At 74.4% G+C, this 24,906-nt stretch carries 5 protein-coding genes; all 5 read left to right on the top strand.

Annotation, left to right across the window (positions count from 1 at the left end; all coding sequences use genetic code 11):
* The first annotated feature begins 21 nt into the window (after window positions 1-21).
* The 5 genes from AB0J21_RS21500 to AB0J21_RS21480 all read left to right on the top strand — a co-directional run bounded on the left by AB0J21_RS21500 (window position 22) and on the right by AB0J21_RS21480 (window position 24,883).
* On the top strand, window positions 22-1,020 hold the full coding sequence (locus AB0J21_RS21500; RefSeq protein WP_363147939.1) for an ABC transporter permease: 999 nt from the start codon (window positions 22-24) through the stop codon (window positions 1,018-1,020).
* 173 nt (window positions 1,021-1,193) lie between these two features.
* A complete protein-coding gene (locus AB0J21_RS21495) occupies window positions 1,194-1,622 on the top strand; it encodes an SRPBCC family protein (protein ID WP_363147662.1) in 429 nt (142 codons plus the stop codon).
* Between the two features lie 624 nt (window positions 1,623-2,246).
* Entirely contained in the window at window positions 2,247-2,465 is a 219-nt protein-coding gene (locus AB0J21_RS21490; protein WP_363147661.1) for an MbtH family NRPS accessory protein, read from the top strand.
* Window positions 2,466-2,858: 393 nt separating this feature from the next.
* Window positions 2,859-17,303, top strand: coding sequence for an amino acid adenylation domain-containing protein (locus tag AB0J21_RS21485; protein WP_363147660.1), 14,445 nt, complete (start codon window positions 2,859-2,861; stop codon window positions 17,301-17,303).
* Entirely contained in the window at window positions 17,300-24,883 is a 7,584-nt protein-coding gene (locus tag AB0J21_RS21480; RefSeq protein ID WP_363147659.1) for an amino acid adenylation domain-containing protein, read from the top strand. The genes AB0J21_RS21485 and AB0J21_RS21480 overlap by 4 nt, the downstream gene beginning before the upstream one ends.
* Window positions 24,884-24,906: the final 23 nt, after the last annotated feature.

The following is a 24,906-nucleotide window of genomic DNA, read 5'->3' as shown; positions in this document are numbered from 1 at the left end:
GTCACGAAGCCCGGGGCGCCCGTGGAGGACGGTCCGGTCGTCGAGGAGGAAGCCCTCGGCGCGAGCCGCTCGGAGCGGCTGAGCGCGCTGGCCCAGCAGCACGGTGCCCTGATGACGCTGGTGGTGGCCGTCCTGGTCGCCTCCCTGTGCTTCGACACCTTCATGACGGGTGACAACCTGGAGAACATGGCGGTGTCCTCGGCGTTCCTCGCCGTGGTCGCGCTCGGCATGACGTTCGTGATCATCACCGGGGGCATCGACCTGTCGGTCGGTTCGCTGTTCGCGCTGGGCGGCGTACTCGCCGCGTGGGGTTCGCAGTACGGGACGGCGGTGGCGCTGCTGCTGCCGCTCGCGGTGTGCGGCCTGATCGGTCTGGTCAACGGGCTGCTGATCGCGAAATCCCGGCTGGCGCCGTTCATCGTGACGCTCGCGGCGATGCTGGGGGCGCGCGGGCTGCTGCTCGCGGTGACCGACGAGGGCGCCGACACCTATCTCGTGGACAAGTCGACCTTCTTCGCCTCGCTGGGCCAGGACAAGCTGCTGGGCATCGGCGTACCCGTGTGGATCACCGCGGTGCTGTTCGTGCTGGGCGGTGTGGCCCTGCGCCGCAGCCGCTTCGGCCAGTACGTGTACGCGGTGGGCGGGAACGAGGACGCGGCGGCCCTCATGGGGGTGCCGGTCGCCCGGACGAAGGCCACCGTGTACGCCCTGTCGGGGCTGTGCTCGGGCCTCGCGGGGGCGCTCAACGCGGCGTGGCTGGTGTCCGGGGTGACGATCCTCGGCAACGGCATGGAGCTCGACGCGATCTCCGCGGTGGTGATCGGCGGGACTCTGCTGAGCGGTGGTTTCGGCTTCCTGACGGGCTCTCTGGTCGGGGTTCTGCTGCTGAAGGTGATCCAGAACATCATCAACCAGATCGGCTCGCTGGACTCCGCGTACCAGCAGGTGGTGAGCGGCGCGTTCCTCGCGGTCGTGGTGATCGCCCAGACCTGGCTGGGCCGGCGCCGACGCGTGCTGTGACGCGCGGGGCGCGCGGCGGAGGAGGACGCGGGGGCGGGGCGGGGCCGGAGGACCGGCGCCGCCCCGCCCTTCGTCCGCCCGTGCGCCCGCCCGGCCACCTCGTCCCCGGTGAAAGCGGCGGGTGCGGGTAGCCGGGAGGGGACACACCGTGCCGCACTCAGGGAGAAGACTCCATGGCGTCCTCACTGCTCGAAGCCGTCGACATCAAGGCCCCCGTGGCGGTGAGCTGGTCACTGTGGCAGGACGTCGAGCGCTGGCCCGCCTTCCTCAGCCACGTGGACGACGTGCGGCGCGTCGACGCGACCACGTTCGCCTGGCGGCTCTCCCTCCCCGGGGCCGACAAGAGTTTCGTGGCCGAGCTGACGGAGGTGGTCCCGCAGGAGCGCATCGCCTGGCGCACGACCGAAGGGGTGCACCACGCGGGCGCGGTCACCTTCCACCGGCTCAGTGACACGGAGAGCCGGGTGACCCTCCAGATCGAGTACGACCCCGCCGGCTTCGTGGAGCACCTCGGCGCGCTCACGAATCTCGACTCGGCCCTGGCCAACTACGACCTGGGCCGGTTCCAGCAGATGGCGGAGCGCGAGGCGGCGGGCCGCTGAGGCCGCGGCCCACACCTCGTCCCGCCCTCCTCCCCCGGCTCACCGGGGCCCTGACACGACCGCCGTACGGCTGTTTCCGTACGGCGGTCGGCTGTTTGCGCGCCTGGCCTGCCGCCCCGTCACGCGGACGATCCCCCCGGGGCACAGCACGGGGAACGGGGCGCACACCCGGCGCACGGGTGCTCGGAGCCGAAGCCGTGCGCGCGGAGGGACTTCGCCGGTACATACCGGGGCCCATCCGAAATCACCCAGGTCATACATCCGCAAAAACGGGCAATCTGGGCGCCAGTTGTCTCGATACGTCCACAGAGGGCGTCCCGGCATATGCCGCAGGCGCTTTGCGGCACCCTCCCCCTCGTTAAGTACCCGCCAGTAACAGGGCAAGTGTGCGTTTTTTGTGCGGCGGGTCCTCTAATGTGATTGGCATGAACGTGCAGACCCCGGGTATCCCGGTCTTCGGTGTGCCGACGGTAAGCGGGGGTGTAACGTATCGATATTGCGCATGGCCGAAGTCGCGGCGCGAGGGGGCGGGGGCCCATAGGCTGCGGAATAGGACTGACGCAACATTCCCGGAAATGACTGATGAACATGACGCGGAAAGAGCGAGAACAGGTGGGGAACGCCGTGACTAATCCGTTCGACGACGAGTCGGGGCGGTTCGTGCCCCTCGTGAACGGCGAGGGCCAGTATTCGCTGTGGCCCGCGCATCTCGACATCCCGGGCGGCTGGCGCGGCGCCGGCCCGGAGGGATCACGCCAGGAATGCCTGGACGTAATCGAAAGCGCGTGGAGCGACATGCGTCCCACCAGTCTGGTGCGGGCGATGGAGGCGGAGGCCGAGTAGCACGGGGCGTCGGCGCCGAGGACTCCCCGCAGGTCAGGAAGCGCCCCGGCGCACTCCGATACAACCTCACCCTCGTTTCGATCAGGTTCGATCAGACACAGACAAGGTTGCTCTCCTTTCGTCGACAAGTGCTCATTCCCTGTTCATATGGCCGGAATGAATGTCAACGGATGATATTGAGTCCTGGCCTTCTGTGCGCGAGGAAATGAACGGCCGCGTACCGGGCTCGCGCCGTCCGGTATGCGGCCCCGAAAGCGCTGACGCCACGGGCACGGTGATGCTTCTCCCCGATTTCACCGGTCGGCCCGTCATCGACGATCGGCGCACGGGCGTGATCGTCGTCACGCCTTCTCCGTCGTCCCAGAAAAACTCCTCCCGAAGGTGTCGACCGGCATGCACGAAAACCGACCGCTCTCCCCGCCCGCAGTTCCGGCAGAATTCCTTGAACTGACCCCTGCCCAACAAGGTGTTTGGTATGGGCAACTGGTCGACCCGGACAGCCCGAAATACAACATCGGTGAATGCCTGGAGATTCTGGGCGACCTCGACGAGAAGTTGTTCGCCGCCGCGGTGGGCCGGGCCGTCGCCGCCTGCGACAGCCTCAACGTCGAGTTCGTCGAGCGGGACGAGACGATCCGTCAGCGCGTCCTCCCCCGGCCCGCGACCGCGGACGACCGGCTCAGGGTGATCGACCTCGGCGACGAGAAGGACCCCCGGGCCGCGGCGGAGCGCTACATGGCCGAGGACATGGCCACGGTCGACCACCTGCGCGCCCCGCACCACCACCACGCGTTGCTGCGGCTGGGGCCGGGGCACCACTACTGGTACGTCCGCTACCACCACATCGCTGTCGACGGTCTCAGCGGCGCCGTCCTGGCCCGCACGGTGGCCGACCTCTACGGGCGCGCCGTACACGGCGAGGACCCCGCCGAGGTCGAGCTGCCCGCCGCCCCGCTGCGCGAGCTGATAGCCGACGAGGTGGCCTACCGCGCCTCGGACCGCTACGAGGCCGACCGGGCCTACTGGACCGGCAGGTTCGCCGACCTGGCCACCGGCGAAGCGGCGGACGGGGCGGCCGGGACCTCGTCGCGCGGCGGCTCCCCGCTCATCCGCCGGCGGACCGACGTGCCGGCCGGCCCCGGCGGATCGGAGGTGCAGCACCTGCACGGCGGCGAGACCCTGCCCCGCTCCGTCCTCGACGACCTGCGCGCACTCGCCACCGCCGGACGCACGAGCTGGACCGCCGTCCTCGTGAGCGCGGTCGCCGCGTACGTCGGCCGGGTCACCGGGAGAGCGGACGTCACCGTCGGCCTCGCCTCCCACGGCCGGCCCGGCGGGCTGCGGCACATCGCCGGCATGACCGCCACCATCCTGCCGCTGCGTCTGACGCTCGCGCCCGACATGACGGTCGGCGCACTCGTGCGGGCCGTCGCCACCGAGATGCGCGGGGCCCTGCGCCACCGCCGCTTCTCGCGCGAACAGCTGGCCCGCGAGCTGAACCTGAGCGACGGGGCGGCGCGCCTGACCGACATCGTCGTCAACATCATGGGCTACGACTACGGCCTCGACTTCGCCGGCGCCCCCGCCACCTCCCGGGTCCTGTCGATCGGCCCGGTCGACGACGTGTCCCTGTTCGTCTCCGAACGCTCCGAGGGCCAGGGCCCCCTGATCGGTTTCGACAGCAGTCCGGAGCTGTACCGCCAGGAGGACGTGGCCCTGCACCAGCAGGCCGTCGTCTCCTTCCTCACGGCCCTGGCCCGCGCCGACTCCGGCGCCCTCCTGCGCGATCTCCCCCTCCTCGACGGCGCCGCCGCCCAGGCGCTGCTCGCACGGGGGCGCGGGGCCGGCCTGCCGGTGGACGACGAGGTCACGGGGCTGCCGGCGGCCTTCGCCGCGCGGGCGCGGCGCACACCGGGGGCACCGGCCGTGGTGGACGGCGACGACACCCTCTCGTACCGGGAACTGGCACGGGCGGCGGACGGGCTCTCCAGCGCCCTGACCGGCTGGGGCCTCGGCGCGGAGGACGGCGTCGGGGTGCTCGTGGGGCGTTCGGCGGCCGTGGTGTGCGCGACCCTCGGCGCGGTGGGCGCGGGGGCCGCGTACGTGCCGATGGACCCGGACTGGCCGGCCGAACGGCTCGGCAGGGTCGCCGAGATCGCCCGGGTCCGGGCTCTGGTGGTCGACGAGGCCGCCGCCGCCCTGCCCTGGGTGCGACAGCGGGCGGCCTCGGTGCCGGTGATCGTCGTCAGCCGTCTCGGCGCCGTCCTGCACGGCGCTCCGCCGCGTCCAGGACCGCTGCCGCGGGTGACCCGGGGCGAGCAGCTCGCCTACGTGATGTTCACCTCCGGCTCCACCGGACTGCCCAAGGGGGTCGGTGTCACCCACGACGACGTGCTCGCCCTGAGCGCCGACTCGACCTGGGCGGACGGCGCCTGCGCGGCGGTGCTGCTGCACTCGGCCTACGTCTTCGACGCCTCCACCTTCGACATCTGGGTGCCGCTGCTCAACGGCGGCCGGGTGGTCGTCGCCCCCGAGGGGGTCCTGGAGGCGCGTGTCCTCAAGGAGACGGTGCGGCGGCACGGGGTGACCGCGCTGTTCCTGACCACGGCCCTGTTCAACCTGGTGGCCGAGACGGACCCGTCGGCCTTCGCCGGACTGCGCCTGGTGGCGGCCGGTGGTGAGGCCGCGGCGCCGGGCCTGATGGGGCGGGTGGCCGCCGCGCTGACCGGCACGCGGGTCCTGCACGTGTACGGGCCCACGGAGACCACCACCTTCGCCACCCGCCACCCGGTCTCCCCCGCGACGGCGGGCGTGCCGCCCATCGGCCGCGCCCTGGACGGGATGCGCCTGTACGTGCTCGACGACGACCTCGCCGTGCTGCCGCCCGGTGTCGTCGGGGAGCTGTACCTCGGCGGCCGGGGCCTGGCCCGCGGCTATCTCGGCCAGGCGGGGCTGACCGCCGGCCGTTTCGTCGCCGACCCCCACGCCGAGCACGGCGCCCGGATGTACCGCACCGGCGACCTCGTGCGCTGGACGGCGCACGGTGACATCGAGTACGTGGGGCGCGCGGACGGGCAGGTCAAGCTGCGCGGCTTCCGGATCGAGCCGGCCGAGACGGAGAGCGCCCTGCTCGCCGACCCGGACGTGCGGGCCGCCTGCGTCCTGGTGCGCGAGGACGTACCCGGGGACCGGCGGCTCGTCGCGTACGTCGTACCGGCGGCCGGCACGCTGCCGGACGAGGCGGCGCTCGCCCGCCGCGCGGGGCGCGTCCTGCCCGCGTACATGGTGCCCTCGCGGTTCGTGTGCCTCGACGCGCTGCCGCTGAACGCCAACGGCAAGGTCGACCGTCGCGCGCTGCCCGCGCCGCGCGCCGCCACCACGGGGCGGGCCCCGCGCACCACCTACGAGGAGGTCCTGGCGGGCCTGTTCGCCGATGTCCTCGGGGTGCCCGCGGTCGGCGCCGAGGACAACTTCTTCTCCCTGGGCGGACACTCCCTGCTCGCCACCCGCCTCGCCGGCCGGGTGCGCACCGCGCTGGGCGCGGAACTCGACCTGCGCACCGTCTTCGAACATCCGACGGTGGCCTCCCTCGCCGCCGTCCTCGACACGGTGGGGGCGGCCCGGCCCGCCCTCGTCCCGCAGGAGCGGCCCGAGGTGGTGCCGCTGTCCTTCGCGCAGCAGCGCCTGTGGTTCCTCAACCGCGTCGAGGGCCCGAGCGACACCTACAACGTGCCGCTCGTCCTGGACCTCGAAGGGCCCCTGGACGCGGACGCCCTGCGCGGTGCCCTGGCCGACGTGGTGGCCCGGCACGAGAGTCTGCGCACCGTCTTCGCCGAGCAGGGCGGGGTCCCCCGTCAGGTGGTGCTCGACGCGGACACCGCCACCGCGCTGGTCCCTCTCGTCGTCGAACTGCCCCCGGCCGGGGAGAACGCGGACGGCTGGGCCGAGGAGACGGTGCGCCGCCTGGCCCGCGCCGCCTTCGACCTCGCGGGCGACGCCACCTTCCGCGCCCATCTGCTGCGGCTGTCCACAGACCGGCACGTCCTGGTGCTCGTGCTGCACCACGTCGTCGCCGACGGCTGGTCCCTCGCCCCGCTCCGCCGCGACCTCGGCGCCGCCTACCGCGCCAGGGCCACCGGCGCCGGACACCCGGACTGGCCTCCGCTGCGCGTGCAGTACGCCGACTACACCCTGTGGCAGCGCCGGCTGCTCGGCGAGGACCAGGACCCGGACCCGGACAGTCCGGCCGCGCGCCGGCTCGCCTTCTGGCAGGAGGCGCTGCGCGGCGCCCCCGACCTGGTCGACCTGCCTCTCGACCGGCCCCGGCCGGCCGTGCCCAGCCACCGGGGCGACATCGTCCCCTTCGCGCTGCCCGCCGACGCGCACACCGCACTCGTCGGGCTCTCCCGCGCCGCCGGCTGCACCCCCTTCATGGTGCTGCACGCCGCGCTCGCCCTCACCCTGCACGCCCACGGTGCGGGCACCGACATCCCGCTGGGGACCGCGGTGGCCGGACGCGCGGACGAGGCCCTGGACGACGCGATCGGCTTCTTCGTCAACACCGTCGTCCTGCGCACGGACCTGTCGGGCGACCCGACGTTCCGGGAACTCCTGGAGCGGGTGCGGGAGTTCGATCTCGCCGCCTTCAGCAACGGCGACCTCCCCTTCGAGCGGCTCGTGGAGGTGCTCAACCCCGAGCGTTCCGGCGGCCATCACCCGCTGTTCCAGACCATGCTGGTCCTCCAGAACCAGCAGCAGGACGCCCTCGACCTGCCCGGCCTCACCGTCCACGACCGCTCGCGGCACACCGGGATCAGCAAGTTCGACCTGACCCTGTCGCTCACCGAGTACACCGGGTCCGCCGAACACCCCGAGGACGGCGGGCCGGTGGACGCCGGGGCCGACGGCATCGGGGGGTATCTGGAGTACGCCACCGACCTGTTCGACGCCGACACCGCCCACGCCCTGTGCGCCCGGTTCGCACGCGTCCTGTCGCAGGCCGTCGCCGCACCGGACCGGCCGGTCAGCACGCTGGACCCGCTCGTGCCCGGCGAACGCGAGCGCCTCCTCGGTCAGGGGCGCGGAGTGGAGCGTGTGGAGCTCACCCCCAACGCTCCCGAAGCGGTCCGCGAGCGGGCCGCCCGCACGCCCGACGCGACGGCGGTGCGCGACGCCCGTACGCACCTCACCTACGCCGAACTCGACGCCCGCGCCGACGCCGTCGCCCAGGTCCTGCGCGAGCGGGGCGTGGGGCGTGAGGACCGGGTGGCGCTCGCCGCGCCGCCGTCGGTGGACGCCGTCACAGGCATGCTCGGGGTACTGCGGGCCGGGGCGGCCTATCTGCCCGTCGATCCGCAGTATCCGCCCGCCCGTATCCGGCACATGCTCGACGACGCACGGCCCGCCCTGCTCCTCACCACCGCGGACCTCCTGACGGACCTGCCCGCCGGCGGGATTCCCCGGCTCGCCCTGGACGATCCGGCCCTGTGGCCCGCGGGCCCCGTGCCGCCCCTCCCGCACGCCCCGCACCCGGCGGACCCCGCGTACGTCATCTACACCTCCGGCTCCACCGGCCGCCCCAAGGGGGTGGTGGTGTCGCACGGCGCGCTCGCCAATCACATGGCCTGGATGGCGCGGCACCTGGACCTCGGCCCGGACGACCGGGTCCTCGCCCGCACCTCGTCCAGTTTCGACGCCTCGGTGTGGGAGGTGTGGCTTCCGCTGATGTACGGCGCCGAGGTCTGTGTGCTGCCGCCCGGCGCCAACCAGGAGCCCCGTGAACTCGTCTCCTGGATGGGCCGGTTCGGCGTCACGGTCGCCCAGTTCGTCCCCTCGCACCTGCATCTCGTGCTCGCCGAGGCGGCGCACACCGCCGGCCTGCCCCGGCTGCGGGCCGTCCTGTGCGGCGGGGAACCCCTGCCGCGCGCGCTCGCCGACGAGGTCCGCGAGCTGTGGCGGGCCGAGGTGCACAACCTGTACGGGCCCACCGAGGCCACCATCGACGCCACCGCCCACCGGGTGGGCGGTCCGGAGACGGCGGGCCGGGCGGCTTCGGGCGCTCTGTCCGAGACGGTGCCGATCGGCCGCCCCGTCGACGCCGTGCGCGGCTACGTGCTCGACGGCCGGCTGCGGCCCGTTCCGGCCGGGGTCACCGGGGAGCTGTACCTGTCGGGGGCCGGTCTCGCCCGTGGCTACCTGGAGCGCAGGGGCCTGACGGCCACCCGGTTCGTCGCCGATCCCTTCGCCGCCGACGGCGCCCGGATGTACCGCACCGGCGACCTGGTGCGCTGGAACCGGGACGGTCTGCTCGACTTTGTCGCGCGCGCCGACGACCAGGTCAAACTGCGCGGTTTCCGCGTGGAGTTGGGCGAGGTGGAGGCCGCGCTCCTGGCCCACCCCGGGGTCACCGCCGCCTGCGCGGTGATCCGTGAGGACAGACCGGGCGTGCGCCGCCTCGTCGCCTACGTCGTGGGCGCCGGCCCCGCGCCGCGCCCCGCCGCGCTGCGGGACGCCCTCGCCGAGAACCTGCCGCACTATATGGTGCCCGGCGCCGTTCTGGTCCTGGACGAGCTACCGCTCCTGCCCAACGGGAAGGTGGACCGGCGCGCCCTGCCGGAGCCCGGAGCGGAGCCGGGCGCTCCCGGCGGCACGGCCCGGCTCAGCCCGCAGGAGGAGCTGCTCGCCGGGATCTTCGCCGAGGTCCTGCACCGCCCGGCCGTCGGCCCGCACGACAGCTTCTTCGAACTCGGCGGTCACTCGCTGCTCGCCATGCGGGTCGTCAGCCGGGTCCGCGCCGTGCTGGGCGCCGAGATCGCGGTACGCACCCTCTTCGAGCACCCGACCGTCGCGGGACTGGCCCACGTCCTGGACGCGCCGGGCCGCTCCCGCCCACCGGTGGTGCCCGTGCGGGAGCGGCCCGATCCGCTGCCGCTGTCCTTCGCGCAGCAGCGGCTGTGGTTCCTCAACCGGCTCGAAGGCCCGAACTCCGCCTACAACATCCCGCTCGTCCTCGAACTCGACGGCGCCCTGGACACGGACGCCCTGCGGGCGGCGCTGCGCGACGTCGTGCGGCGGCACGAGGCGCTGCGCACCGTGTTCCCCGAGCAGGCCGGCGTCCCGTACCAGTCGGTGCTGTCCGCGGACACCGCCACACCGCGGCTGCCGGTCGCGAGCACCGCGCCGGGCGAGGTGGAGGCGGCCGTACTGGCCGCGGTGCGCGAGCCGTTCGACGTGCTCAGGGACCCGCCGTTGCGCGCCCTGCTGCTGCGCTCCGCGCCCGGCCACCACGTCCTGGTGCTCGTCCTGCACCACATCGCGGGCGACGGCTGGTCCCTCGCCCCGCTCGCCCGTCACCTCGGGACGGCCTACCGGGCCCGGCTCCTCGGCGAGGCGCCGGTGCTGAGCGCCGGGGTCCCGCTCCAGTACGCCGACTACGCCCTGTGGCAGCACGCCGCCCTGGGCGAGGGCGAGGGGACGCGGGGCGTCCTGCGCGCGCAGCTCGACCATTGGCACGAGGCGCTCGCGGGCCTGCCCGGGCTGATCGACCTGCCGCTGGACCGGCCGCGTCCTGCCACCACCGACCCGAGGGGCGCCGTCCACACCTTCGCCGTCCCGCCCGAGGTGCACTCCGGGCTGCTGCGCCTGGCGAGGGAGTCGGGCAGCAGCCTGTTCATGGTCCTCCAGGCGGCGGTGGCCACGCTGCTGCACCGGCACGGCGCGGGCGAGGACATTCCGCTCGGCTCGCCGGTCGCCGGCCGCACCGACGAGGCCCTGGAGGACATGGTCGGCTTCTTCGTCAACACGCTGGTCCTGAGAACGGATCTCTCGGGCAGCCCGAGCTTCCGTGAACTGTTGCGGCGGGTGCGGGAGTTCGACCTCTCCGCCTACGCACACCAGGACGTGCCCTTCGAGCGCCTCGTGGAGAGCGTGAACCCGGTCAGGGCCCGCAACCACCATCCGCTGTTCCAGACCATGCTGGTGCTCCAGAACCAGGAGACGGCCCGCCCCGACCTGCCGGGGCTCACCGTCGAGGACCGGCTCGTCCACAACGGGCTGAGCAAGTTCGACCTCACCTTCGCGTTCACCGAGGAACAGGGCGAGGACGGACTCGACGGCGGGATCGAGTACGCCACCGCCCTGTTCGACCGCGACACCGTCCAGACCCTCGCCTCGCGGCTGCTGCGTCTGCTGGAGCAGGTGGTCGCCGACCCCGGTCTGCCGCTCGCGCGCTACGAGCTGTTGACCCACGGGGAACACGACCGGGTCACACGGTGGGGCGCCGGCCGCGCGCTGCCCGCGGGTTCCGGGGGGTCCACCCTGCCCGCCCTCTTCGCGGACCGGGCCGCTCGCACCCCGCACGCCGTGGCCGTCACCGACGAGGACACTTCCGTCACCTACGCCGAACTCGACCGGATCTCCTCCGACTTGGCGGGTGTCCTGGCGGGCCTGGACGTCGGCCCGGAGACCGCGGTCGGTGTGCTGCTCGGCCGGGCGCCGGCCGTGGTGTCGGTGTCGCTCGGCACGGTCCGCGCGGCCGGTGCGTACGTCCCGCTGGACGCCCGCTGGCCGCGGGAGCGGCTGGACCAGGTCGCCGGGGCGGTCCACCTGCGGGTCCTGGTCGTCGACGAGGAAGCGCTGGACACCCCCTGGGTGAGCGCGGCGGCCCGCCGGATGCCGGTCGTGGTCGTGGACCGGCTCGGCCGGGTCCTGCGGGGAGCGCCCGAGCGGCCGGGCCACCCGGGTCCGGTGCCGGGGCCGGACGCCCTCGCCTACGTGATGTTCACCTCCGGCTCGACCGGGCTGCCCAAGGGCGTCGGTGTCACGCACGCCGACGTGGTCGCGCTCACGGCGGACTCCGCCTGGGAGGACGGGGCCGCCGACGCCGTCCTGATGCACTCGGCCTACGTCTTCGACGCCTCCACCTTCGAGATCTGGGCTCCGCTCCTGCACGGTGGCCGGGTGGTCGTAGCCCCCGAGGGGGTCCTGGAGGCCCGGGCCCTCGGCGACGCCGTCCACGAGCACGGGGTGAGCGCCGTGTTCCTGACCACGGCCCTGTTCAACGTGATCGCCGAGACCGATCCCGGCGCCTTCAGCGGTCTGCGGCTGGTGTGCGCCGGGGGTGAACTGGCCTCCCCCGACGCGATGCAGCGGGTCGCGGGCAGCGCTCCCGGTGTCCGGGTCCTGCACGTGTACGGCCCCACCGAGACCACCACCTTCGCCACCCGCTACGAGGTGTCCGCCGGTCTGCCGCCGGGCCCGCCGCCGATCGGGCGTCCCCTGGACGGCATGCGCCTGTACGTCCTCGGCCCGTCCCTGGTCCCCGTCCCGCCGGGCGTCGTGGGCGAGTTGTACCTCGCCGGACGCGGAGTGGCGCGCGGCTACACGGGGCTCCCCGGGCTGACGGCCGCACGCTTCGTGGCCGACCCCTTCGCCACCCCGGGCGGCCGCATGTACCGCACCGGCGACCTCGTGCGGTGGACGCGGGACGGGCAGATCGCGTACGTCGCCCGCGCCGACAGCCAGGTCAAACTGCGCGGCTACCGCATCGAGCTCGGCGAGATCGAGGGCGTGCTCGCGTGCTGCGAGGGCGTCGCCGACTCCTTCGTCCTCGTCCGCGAGGACGCCGCGGGCGAGCGCGGGCTCGTCGCGTACGTGGTGCCCGCCGCGGGCGTCCGCCTCGACGCGGGCGAACTCGCGCGGTCCGTGGGCCGCTCCCTGCCCGCGTACATGGTGCCCTCGGCGTTCGTCCCGCTGGACGCGCTGCCGCTGACCGTCAACGGAAAGGTGGACCGGCGGGCCCTGCCGGCGCCCGAGCGGCAGGCCGCCGGGGGCGGACGGGCACCGCGCAGCGTGCGCGAGGAGATCCTGTGCTCGCTCTTCGCCGGGGTGCTCGGCCTCGGCGAGGCGGGCGTCGAGGACGACTTCTTCGCCCTGGGCGGGCATTCGCTGCTCGCCACCCGGCTGGCCGCCCGGATCCGTACCGCGCTCGGGGTGGAGGTCGAGGTGAGAACTCTCTTCGAGCACCCCACGCCGGCCGCGCTCGCGGCGGCGCTGGACGGCGCCGGGGAGGCCAGGCCCGCCCTGGAGCGCGCCGCCCGCCGCCCCGATCCGCTGCCGCTGTCCTTCGCGCAGCAGCGGCTGTGGTTCCTCAACCGGTTCGAGGGGCCGAGCGCCACGTACAACGTGCCGCTCGTCCTGCGCCTGGACGGGCCGCTCGACGTGGACGCCCTGGAGAGCGCCCTCGTGGACGTCGTCGCCCGCCACGAGAGCCTGCGCACCGTCTTCCCCGACACGGGGGGCGTGGCGCGTCAGCTCGTCCGCGAGGCCACGAGCGCCGATCTCGACCTGACACCCCGGGACACCGACGAGGCGCGCCTCGACGAGGTGCTGACCGCCGAGGTGGCGCACGCCTTCGACGTGAGCACCGAGCTGCCGGTGCGCGCGCGGCTGCTGCGGCTGGGGGCCGAGGCCCACGTCCTGGTGCTGCTCGTCCACCACATCGCGGGTGACGGCTGGTCCCTGGCCCCGCTCGCCCGCGATCTGGCCGGGGCCTACCGGGCGCGCGTCGAGGGCGTGGAACCCTCGTGGCCCGGACTCGCCGTCCAGTACGCCGACTACACCCTGTGGCAGCGTGCGCTGCTCGGCGACGAGGAGGACCCGTCGAGCAGGGCCGCCCGGCAGCTCGACTTCTGGCGCACCGCGCTCGCCGGCGCCCCGGAGCTGCTCGACCTGCCCTGCGACCGGCCGCGCCCCGCCGTCCTGGCGCACCGCGGCGAGGCGTACGCCTTCTCGGTCGACGCGGACACCCACCGGGCTCTCGCGGACCTCGCCCGGGCCCGCGGGTGCAGCCTGTTCATGGTGCTCCAGGCGGCCGTCTCGGTGCTGCTGTCCCGGCACGGCGCCGGGACGGACATCCCGCTCGGCACCGCCGTCGCCGGACGCACCGACGAGGCGCTGGACGAGCTGGTGGGCTTCTTCGTGAACACCCTCGTCCTGCGCACCGACCTGAGCGGCGACCCCACCTTCGGCGAAGTCGTCGACCGGGTGCGCGAGTTCGACCTCGCCGCGTACGCCCGTCAGGACGTTCCCTTCGAGCGGCTGGTGGACGCCCTCAGTCCGGTGCGGGCGCAGAACCACCATCCGCTGTTCCAGACCATGCTGGTCCTGCAGAACCTGGAGGACGCCGCGGTCGGCCTGTCCGGTCTCACGGTGACACCGCAGCCGGTGCGTACCGGCATCAGCAAGTTCGACCTGAGCTTCACCTTCACCGAGACCCGCGACGGCGCGGGGCGGCCCGGGGGCCTGGCCGGCGTGCTGGAGTTCTCCACCGAACTGTTCACCCCCACCACCGCGCACGCCCTGGCCGACCGGCTGACCCGCCTGCTGGGTCCGCTCGCCACCGACCCGGGCCTGCGTGTCCACCGGGTGGACGTGTCGGACGACGCCGAGCGGCAGGCGCTGGAGAGGGCCGCGCACGGCCGGCTCCGGCCCGTCGCGGCACGCACCGTGCCCGAGGCGTTCCGCGCGCAGTGCCTGCGGACCCCTGAGGCGATCGCCGTCAGGGGCGGCGCACACGACCTCACCTTCAGCGAACTGGACGCTCTGTCCGACGACTTGGCTCACCACCTGCTCGACAGGAACATCGGCCGTGGGGACCTCGTCGCGCTCGCGCTGGCCGGCACCGCCGACCAGGTCGTCGCGATGCTCGCGGTGGCCAAGGCGGGGGCCGCCTACCTGCCGGTCGACCTGGAGTACCCCGCGGCGCGGATCGCCCACATGGTCGAGGAGGCCCGCCCCGCGCTGCTCCTCACCCACGGCACCGTACGGATCGCCCCGCCGGTGCCCTGCCTCGCGCTCGACGACCGGTCGGCGTGGTCCACCGGGCGGGTGACACCGCCCGCCACGGCGCCCGACCCGCGCGACGCGGCGTACGTCATCTACACCTCGGGCTCCACCAGCCGGCCCAAGGGGGTCGTCGTCACCCACGCCTCGCTGACCAACCACATGGCGTGGATGGCGGACCACCTCGGCCTCACCGGTGCGGACCGGGTCCTCGCCCGCACCTCGCCGAGCTTCGACGCCTCCGTCTGGGAGACCTGGCTGCCGCTTCTGCACGGCGGGTCGACCTGCCCGGTGCCGCCCTCCGTCAACCACGACCCGGCCGGGCTGCTGGACCGGATGCGCGAACTGGGTGTCACGCTGGCCCAGTTCGTGCCCGCGCATCTGTCGCTCGTCCTGGCCGAGACCGCCGCGCGGGAGCGGCCCGCGAGTCTGCGGGCCGTCCTGTGCGGTGGCGAGCCCCTGACCCGCTCGCTGGCCGAACGCGCCGCCCGTCAGTGGCGGGTCGACGTGCACAACCTGTACGGGCCGACCGAGACGACCATCGACGCCACCGCCCACCACTACCGGGGCGCCGCGGCGGGCCCCGGCGCGGAAGAGGGGAGCGTGCCGCTCGGCGGTCCCGTCGACAACACGCGCGCCCACGTCCTGGACGCCGCTCTGCGGCCGGTGCCGGTCGGGGTGACCGGCGAGCTGTACGTCGCGGGTGAGGGTCTGGCGCGCGGCTACCTGGGGCGTCCGGGCCTGACCTCGGCACGGTTCGTCGCCGATCCCCACGGCCCCGAGGGCAGCCGCATGTACCGCACGGGCGACCTCGTGCGACGGGGCGCCGACGGTCTGCTCACCTACGTCTCGCGCGCCGACGACCAGGTGAAGCTGAACGGCTTCCGCATCGAGCTCGGCGAGATCGAGTCCGCTCTCACCGCGCTCGACGGCGTGTCCGCGGCCTGCGCCGTGGTCCGCGAGGACCGGCCGGGCGAACGGCGGCTGGTCGCCTACCTCGTCCGGGAGGGGCACGGGGTCGCCCCTGCGGCCGACAGCGAGCTGCGGGCCCGCCTCGCGGCGGTCCTGCCGCCGTACATGGTGCCCGGCGTCTTCGTCGCGCTCGACGCGCTGCCGCTGCTGCCGAACGGCAAGACGGACCGGCGGGCGCTGCCGGTCCCGGTGCGTCCCGCCGCCGCCCGGACGGGCGGGGAGCCGCGCACGGCGCGCGAGCGCGTCCTGTGCGAGGTGTTCGCCGCCGTGCTGCGCACCCCCGTCCGGGCCGACGACGACTTCTTCGCTCTCGGAGGCGACAGCATCCTCTCCATCCAGGTCGTCAGCCGGGTCCGGGAGGCCGGTTACGGCGTCACCCCGCGTGACGTCTTCCTCCACCGCACCCCGGAGGCCATCGCGGCGGTCGCCGGCGCGCTCGACCGGGACACCGCGGCGCCGGCCGAGACCGGCACCGGTGTGCTGCCGCCGACACCGATCGTCGCGGGGCTCCTGGAGCGGCCCGCCGCCACGGACGGCTACAACCAGTCCGGGGTGCTGCGGACCCCGCCGGGCGCCGAACAGGATCTCCTCGTCGCCGCCCTGCAACTCCTGCTCGACCAGCACGACATGCTCCGGCTGCGAGTGGTCCGGCCGGCCGAAGGGGAGCCGGTCCTCGAAGCCCTGCCACCGGGGTCGGTGCCGGCCCGCAGCCGCCTGACCCGGGTCGACGTCGCGGGCCTGGACGCCGACGCGGTCCGCGCCGCCCTGAACGCGTCGGGTGAGGAGGCCCGCAGGCGGCTGCGGCCCGGGGACGGGAACGTGGTCGAGGCCGTGTGGTGCGACGCCGGGGCGCGGGCCCCGGGGCGGCTGCTGCTCGTCGTCCACCACCTGGCCGTCGACGCGGTCTCCTGGCGCGTCCTCGCCACCGATCTGGCCGCCGCCTGGCAGATCGTCACCGCTCGCGCTGCCGCGGGCGGGCGGCCCGCCCCGGCGGCGGCGCTGCCCCCCGTCCCGACGTCCTACCGCGGCTGGGCGCGGCTGCTGAACGCCCAGGCGACCAGCGCCGAGCGGGAGGCGGAACTCCCGCTGTGGGAGTCGGCCCTGGCGACCCCCGACCCGCAGCTGGGCTATCGGCCGCTCGATCCCGGTCTGGACACCGCCGACCGGACCCGGACCGTGGTGACCCGCCTGCCCGCGACGTGGACGAAGCCCCTGCTGACCACCGTCCCCGCCGCCTTCCACGCCGGGGTGGACGACGTGCTGCTGACGGGGCTGGCGCTCGCGGTCCGCGCGTGGCGCGGGGAGCGGGCGGCCCGGCTCGGCGGGGCGCGCCCGGCGGACACCGGCGTCCTGGTCGACCTGGAGGGGCACGGCCGCGAGCAGATCGCCGAGCACCTGGACCTGTCCCGTACGGTCGGCTGGTTCACGAGTCTGTACCCGGTCCGGCTCGATCCCGGTCCCCTCGACGGCTTCGCTCCGGGACACTTCGACGCGGCCGTGGTCGAACGGGCCCTCAAACGCGTCAAGGAGCAGTTGCGGGCCGTTCCCGACCACGGCGTCGGCTACGGCATGCTGCGCTACCTCAACCCGGCCACCCGGTCCCGGCTGGCCGCCGCGCCGCAACCGCAGATCGGCTTCAACTACCTGGGCCGGTACGCCGCCTCGCCCGGGACGCCGGACGGCTCCGGGGACGCGGGCGCCGACTGGGAGGTGCTGCTCGACGGCGGCGGGCCGCGCAGCCAGGACCCGGACATGCCCGTGCACCACGTCGTCGACATCAACGCGCACACCGAGGACCTGCCGGACGGCCCGCGGCTGGTGACCCGCTGGACGTGGCCGGGCGACCTGCTCAAGGACGAGGACGTGGAGGCCCTGTCCGAGGGCTTCGGCAGCGCCCTGCGCGCCCTGGCCGAGTACGCCGAACGACCCGAGGCGGGCGGCTGGACGCCGTCCGACCTCCCCCTGGTCTCGCTGAACCAGGCCCAGATCGACCGACTGCAGAACAAGTGGGGTGGACGCAAGTGACCGGGTTCCAGTTGGAGGACGTACTGCCACTGACACCGCTCCAGGCGGGGATGCTCTTCCACGCGCTGTACGACTCGCGCGAGGTCGACGTGTACACCTCGCAGTTCGTGTTCGAGCTCGAAGGGCCGGTCGGTGTACCGCGGTTGCGGTCCGCGATCGGCGCCCTGCTGCGGCGGCACGCCAATCTGCGCGTCGGCTTCCTCCACGAGGGCCTGGACGAGCCGGTGCAGGCCGTCGCCGCCGAGGTGCCGGTGCCGCTGGCGGAGCTGGACCTGAGCACGGCGGACGGGACGGGTACGCCGCAGGAGCGGCTGGACGCGTTCCTCGCCGCCGACCGGGTCCGGCGTTTCGACCTCACCACGCCGCCGCTGATGCGCTTCACCCTGGTGCGCACCGCGCCGGAGCGCCACCGGCTGGTGATGACCAGCCACCACATCCTGCTCGACGGCTGGTCGATGCCGCTGCTCGTGCGGGAACTGTTCGAGCTGTACGCGAACGGGGGTGACGACCGGGCGCTGCCGCGAGTCACCCCGTACCGCACCTACCTCGCGTGGCTGGCCCGGCAGGACCGCGCCGCCGCTCTGGACGCGTGGCGCACGGCCCTGGAGGGGATCGAGGCGCCGACCCTGCTGTCCCGGCGCGAGGGCGTGGGCGCGGCTCTCGCCGGTTCCGGCGAGTTGCCCGAGACGCTCGTCCTCGACCTGGGCGAGGCCACGACACGGCTGCTGCGCGAGAGCGCCCGAGCCCACCGGCTCACCCTCAACACCCTAATCCAGGGCGCCTGGGGCCTTCTGCTCACGCAGCTCACGGGGCGTCCCGACGTCGTGTTCGGCACCACCGTCTCCGGCCGCCCGCCGGAGGTGCCCGGGATCGAGACCATGGTGGGCCTGTTCATCAACACCGTCCCGGTGCGGCTGCGCACGGTGCCCGGTGAGACGCTGGCCGCGCTGCTGACCCGGCTCCAGGAGGAGCAGGGCCGTCTCCTGGGCAGCCAGTACGTGGGGCTGACCGAGACGCGGGACCTCACGGGTCTGGACGAACTCTTCGACACGCTGGCCGTGTTCGAGAACTACCCGATGGACGCCGAGGCCCTGCGTTCGGCGCGGCAGGGGCTGCCGGGGCTGGCCGTCACCGGGTTCAGCGGCACCGACGCCGCCCACTACCCGCTCACCCTCACCATCGCCCCCGGCGACAGCTTGCGGATCACCTTCGGGTACCGGGCCGCCGCCCTGGACCGCGAGGAGGTGGCGCGTACGGTCGACCGGATGCGGCGCCTGCTCACGGAGATGGGGCGGGGCCTGGACCGGCGGGCCGACTCGGTCCCCGTCCTGCTGGACGGCGAACACGAGGCGCTGCTCGGCCTGGGGCGCGGCGGCGAGTTGCGCCCCGTCCAGGACGGCGGGGGCGTGGCGCAGGCCGTCGCCCGTCTCGCCGCCCGTCACCCGGAGGCGCCGGCCGTCTCGGGAGCCGGCGAACACCTTACCTACGGCCAACTGGTGTCCCTCGGTGACGCATTGGCCGGCGCGCTGACGGGTCTCGGAACCGGCGCCGAGGACGGCGTCGGGGTCCTCCTGGGCCGCTCGACGGCCCTGGTCACCGCGTCCTTGGCGGCTCTGCGGGCAGGGGCGGCCTATGTGCCCCTCGATCCGCGCTGGCCCGCCGAGCGGCTTCTGCGGGTCGCCGAGGTGGCCGTCCCGCGTGCGCTGATCGTCGACGAGAGCACCCGCACGCATCCCTGGGTGCGCGCGCTCGGCCCCGAGGTGCCGGTGGTGACGGTGGACCGTGCGGGGCGGGTCCTCAGTGGCGGCCCGGCGACCCCGGGAGAGCTGCCCGTGGTCACGGACGGCTCCCGGCTCGCGTACGTGATGTTCACCTCCGGGTCGACGGGTCTGCCCAAGGGCGTCGGCGTCACGCACGGCGACCTGACCGCTCTCGCGGCGGACCGCACCTGGGGTGAGGGGGTCGCGGATGGTGTCCTGCTGCACTCGGCGTACGTGTTCGACGCCTCGACCTTCGAGATCTGGGTGCCCCTGCTCAACGGCGGCCGGGTCGTCGTGGCCCCCGAGGGCACTCTTCAGCCCGCCGTGCTGCGCGAACTCGTCGCCCGCCACGGGGTGACGGCGGCTTTCCTGACGACGGCGCTGTTCAACGTCGTCGCCGAGACCGACCCCGGCGCTCTGGGGCTGCTGCGGCTGGCGGCGGCCGGCGGTGAGGCCGCCGCGCCCGGGGTGCTCCAGCGGGTCGCCGCCGCCCACCCCGGTACGGCGGTCCTCAACGCCTACGGGCCCACCGAGACCACCACGTTCGCCACGCTCCACCGCGTGCGTCCTGACGCCCCCGCCGGGGTGCCGCCGATCGGCCGGCCGCTCGACGGGATGCGCGCCTACGTGCTGGACGCGGCGCTGCGGCCCGTCCCGGTGGGCGCGGAGGGCGAGTTGTACGTCGCGGGCCCCGGGGTGGCCCGCGGCTATCTGGGCCGCCCGGGCCTCACCGCGACCCGCTTCGTCGCCGATCCCTTCTCCTCCACCGGGGCCCGCATGTACCGCACCGGCGACCTCGTGCGGCTGGGCGTCGACGGCGCGCCGCACTACGTGGCGCGGGCGGACCAGCAGATCAAACTGCGCGGTCATCGCATCGAACCCGCCGAGATCGAGGCGGCGCTGCTGGCGCATCCGTCCGTGCGCGCGGCCTGCGTCGTGGTCCGTGAGGACCTGCCGGGTGATCGCACCCTCACCGCCTACGTCGTGCCCGCGCCCGGGCACACCGCGGACGCGGACCTGCTCACCGCGCACCTCGGCCGCCTCCTGCCCGCCTACCTCGTGCCGAGCGCCGTGCAGCCGCTGGACGCGCTGCCCCTGACCACCAACGGCAAGCTCGACCGGGCGGCCCTGCCCGCGCCCGCCGGGCCGAGCACGGCGGTGGGCCGGCCGGCGCGCGGCGCCCACGAGGAGATCCTCGCCGGGCTGTTCGCCGACGTGCTCGGAGTGGAGCGGGTCGGCGCCGAGGACGACTTCTTCGCTCTGGGCGGCCATTCACTGCTCGCCACCCGCCTCGTGGGCCGGGTCCGTTCGGCGCTGGGCACCGAGACCGAGATCCGTACGCTCTTCGAGCACCCGACGGTGGCCGCGCTCGCCGTCGCCCTGGCGCAGGAGAACCGCCCGGCCCGCCCCGCCCTCGTGGCGGGGGAGCGTCCCGAGACGGTGCCGCTGTCCTTCGCGCAGCAGCGCCTGTGGTTCCTGCACCGCCTCGAAGGCCCGTCCGCGACGTACAACATCCCCTTCGCCGTGCGCCTCGACGGGCCACTCGACGCTCAGGCCCTGCGGCTCGCCCTGGGGGACGTCCTCGCCCGGCACGCCGCCCTGCGCACCGTCTTCCCCGAGCACGACGGCGTACCGCGTCAGCACGTCCTCGCGGCGCACGAGGCGCGTCTGCCGTACGGCCGGGAGGACGTGGCGGAGGACGGACTCCACCACCGTGTCGACGCGCTGGCGGGCGTGTCGATCGACGTCGAGCGCGAGCTGCCGCTGCGGGCGACCCTGCTGCGGCTGGCCGAGAACTCCCATGTCCTGGTGCTCGTCATCCACCACATCGCCGCGGACGGCTCCTCGCTGGCGCCTCTCGCCCAGGACCTCGGCGTCGCCTACCGGGCCCGCAGCCGCGCCGAGGCCCCCGCGTGGGCCGAACGCGCCGTCGACTACGCCGACTACACCCTCTGGCAGCGCCGCCTGCTCGGCGACGAGAGCACGCCCGAGAGCCTTGTCGCCCGTCAGCTCGACTTCTGGAAGGAGGCGTTGGCCGGGCTCCCGGAGCTGATCGAGCTGCCGTGGGACCGGCCGCGTCCCGCGGTGCCGCAACACGGCGGCGCCACCCACGAGTTCGCTGTCGACGGTGCCACCGCCCAGCGGATCGCGGACCTCGCCCGGTTCGGCGGAAGCAGTGTCTTCATGGTGCTCCAGGCCGCGTTGTCCCTCGTGCTCTCGCGGCACGGCGCGGGCGAGGACATCCCGCTGGGCACGGCGGTCGCCGGACGTACCGACGAGGCCGTCGCGGACGTCGTCGGCTTCTTCGTGAACACGCTCGTGCTGCGCACGGACCTGAGCGGCGATCCGACCTTTCTCGAACTACTGGATCGCGTCAAGGAGTTCGACCTCTCGGCGTACGCGCACCAGGACGTCCCCTTCGAGCGGCTGGTGGAACTGCTCAACCCGGCGCGTTCGCAGAACCACCCCCCGCTCTTCCAGACCATGCTGGTGCTCCAGAACCACACTCCGGCCGCCCCCGTCGCCCTGCCCGGCCTCAGCGTGAGCGGCGTGCCGGTCGACCTGGGAGTCAGCAAGTTCGACCTGTCCTTCACCTTCACCGAGACCTACGGGGCCGACGGCACGCTCAGCGGCCTGCGGGCCACCGTGGACTACGCGACGGAACTCTTCGACGCGGCGACGGTCCACGGGCTCGCCGAGCGACTCGTCCTGCTGCTCGACGCCGTGAGCAGCGACCCGGGCCGCCCCCTGCACACGTACGACGTGCTCACCGTCGCCGAGCGCGACCGTCTCGGCGCCTGGGGCACCGGTCCCGACAAGGACCTGCCGCAGTCCACGGTCCCCGCGCTGTTCGAGCGCCGGGTGCGGCGCAGCCCGGACGCCCCGGCCCTCCGCGACGCCGGTACCAGCCTCACCTACCGTGAACTGAACGCGCGCGCCGACGCGGTGGCCCACCACCTGCGGGCCCGCGGCATCGGTCCGGAGGACCGGGTGGCCGTCGCCCTGCCCCGCACCCACGAACTGGTCGTGGCGCTGCTCGGCGTCCTCAAGGCCGGGGCCGCCTACCTGCCGCTCGACCCGGACTACCCGGCCCGGCGCCTGTCGTACATGCTCGACGACGCCCGGCCGCGCCTGCTCCTGACCACGCCCGAGACGCACCGCCGCCTCCCGCAGACGCGGGTGCCGTACCTGCACGTGGCGGACACCGGGCAGGGTGCCCCGGCCGGGGCACCCGCAGAAGACGTACCCGCCGCTCCCGCGCTGCTCCCCGCGCACCCCGCGTACGTCATCTACACGTCCGGCTCCACGGGCCGGCCCAAGGGCGTCGTGGTCACCCACGGGGGCGTCGGCGCCCTGGTCAGGACGCAGGGAGAGCGGCTGGGCGCGGGACCGGGCAGCCGGGTGCTGCACATGGCGTCCGTCAGCTTCGACGCCGCGTTCTGGGAGCTGTGCATGGGCGTGCTCTCGGGCGCCTGCCTGGAGATCGACACCCGCGAGGCCCTGCTGCCGGGGCCCACTCTCGCGGCCCTGGTGCGCGAACGCGGCGTCACCCACCTCACTCTGCCGCCCCCCGCGCTCGCGGTCATGCCGCCCGGCTCGCTCCCCGCGGGGACCACACTGGTGCTCGCCGGGGAGGCGTGCCCGCCCGCGCTGGCGCGGGAGTGGGCGCGGGACCGGTTCCTGGTCAACGCGTACGGGCCGACGGAGACCACCGTCTGCGCCACCATGAGCGGCTTCCAGCACGCACAGGGCCCGCTCGCCCCGGACCGCAGCGTGTCCATCGGTGTCCCCGTCGACGGCACGCGGGTCCACGTCCTGGACGAGCGGCTGGCGCCCGTGCCGCCCGGTGTCGTCGGCGAACTGTACGTGTCCGGTGCGGGCCTCGCCCGCGGGTACCACGGCCGGGCGGCCCTGACGGCCTCGCGTTTCGTGGCCGACCCCTTCGACACCGCCGGGGGCCGCATGTACCGCACCGGCGATCTGGTGCGCTGGACGGCCGAGGGCGAGCTGCGCTACGTCTCGCGCGTCGACGACCAGGTCAAGCTCCGCGGCTTCCGCATCGAACTCGGGGAGGTGGAGGCCGCTCTGACCTCGCTGCCCGGAGTCCGTGCGGCCTGCGCCATGGTCCGCGAGGACCGGCCCGGCGACCGGCGTCTGGTCGCCTACACCGTGCCCGCGGACGGGACGGCGACGGGCTGGGAGGAGGCCGAGATCCGGGCCCGTCTCGCGACGACCCTGCCCGACCACATGATCCCGTCCGCCCATGTCCGTCTGACCGCCCTGCCCGTCACCCCCAACGGGAAGACCGACCGGCGGGCCCTGCCCGCGCCGGGACCGGCCGCACCGGCCTCGGGCGGTGCGCCGCGCACCGCCCGGCAGCGGGACCTGTGCGCGGCGTTCGCCGAGACGCTCGGCGTGCCCGAGGTCGGCCTCACGGACGACTTCTTCGCGCTGGGCGGCCACTCGCTGCTCGCCGTGACCCTGGCCCAGCGGATCGGCGAACGCTGCGGTCGACGGCCGTCCCTGCGGGCGCTGTTCGCGGCTCCCACCGTCGAGGGCGTCGACCGCTACCTGGCGGGGACGGAGGGCGGGCGCGAGGAGCCCTCCCTCACGACCGATCTCGCCGCCGAGGTCCGGCTGGCCCCGGACATCACGGGCACGGGACGGCGCGGCCCGGACGGTGTCCCCGCCCCGCGCCCCTCGCGTCCTTCGCCCCGGCCCTTCCTGACCGGCGCGTCCGGCTTCCTCGGCGCCTTCCTCCTGCGCGACCTGATCGAGACCACCGGCGAACCGGTCGACTGCCTGGTACGGGCCGAGGACGGGCGACGGGCAGCCCACCGGCTGCGGGCCAACCTGGAGCGCTACGGCCTGTGGCGCGAGCGGTACGCGGACCTGATCCGGCCCGTGCCCGGCGATCTCGCCGCCCCGGGCCTCGGCCTGCCGCCCGAGGAGCGGGCCGCTCTGGTGCGCCGTCTCGGCCTCGTGCTGCACAACGGCGCGCGCGTCAACTTCGCCGCCGGGTACGGGGATCTGCGGGCCCCCAACGTGGCCGGCACCGAGGAGCTGCTGCGCCTGCTCGCCGACTCGGCCTCCCCCGGGATGCACTACGTCTCGACCACGAGCGTCTACGCCCCCGCCTCCGCCGCCGGACAGGCCGTCATCACGGAGTCGACGCCGACCGGCCCGGCGGCCGGACTGCCCGACGGGTACGCGCGGAGCAAGTGGGTCGCCGAGGGACTTCTCGGTCTGGCCCGGGAACGCGGCCTGCCGGTGACCGTCTACCGGCCGGGCCGCATCAGCGGCGACACCACCACGGGGGCCTGCCAGGACCGGGATCTGCTGTGGCAGCTCATCAAGGGCTGCCTCCAGGCGGGGATGGTGCCGGACCTGCCGTACGGGTCGACCGACTGGGTGCCCGTGGACTACGTCAGCGCGGCGGTCGTGGCGCTCGCCACCTGTGGCGGGGACGCCACGGAGCCGTTCCATCTCACGCACCCCGAGGCCCCCGGTCTGCGCACGGTCTTCGAGGTGGCCGCCCGCCTCGGCCACGAGCTGCGCACCGTCCCCGCTGCGCGGTGGCGGGCCCGTGTCGCGGCGCAGCAGGACAACGCGGCACAACTGTTCCTGGGTGACGAGTCCGACGACCGGCACGGGGCGACGGACCGGCGCCGCTTCGACTCCAGCCGGACGATCACCGCGGCGGCGGCCCGGGGCGTGCGTCTGCCGGTCCTGACCGAGGAGGTCCTGACCCGCTACCTGACCTGGTTTCGTACGACGGGGTTCCTGCCGGCGCCCGAGGGGGTGCCCGCCGTCTCCTGACAGCCGTGCGCGCCGGGCACCCG

This window comes from Streptomyces sp. NPDC049954 (assembly GCF_040656295.1).
GTDB lineage: Bacteria > Actinomycetota > Actinomycetes > Streptomycetales > Streptomycetaceae > Streptomyces.
The sequence above is the reverse complement of the archived record's forward strand: the minus strand, read 5'-3'. Positions and strand labels throughout refer to the sequence as shown.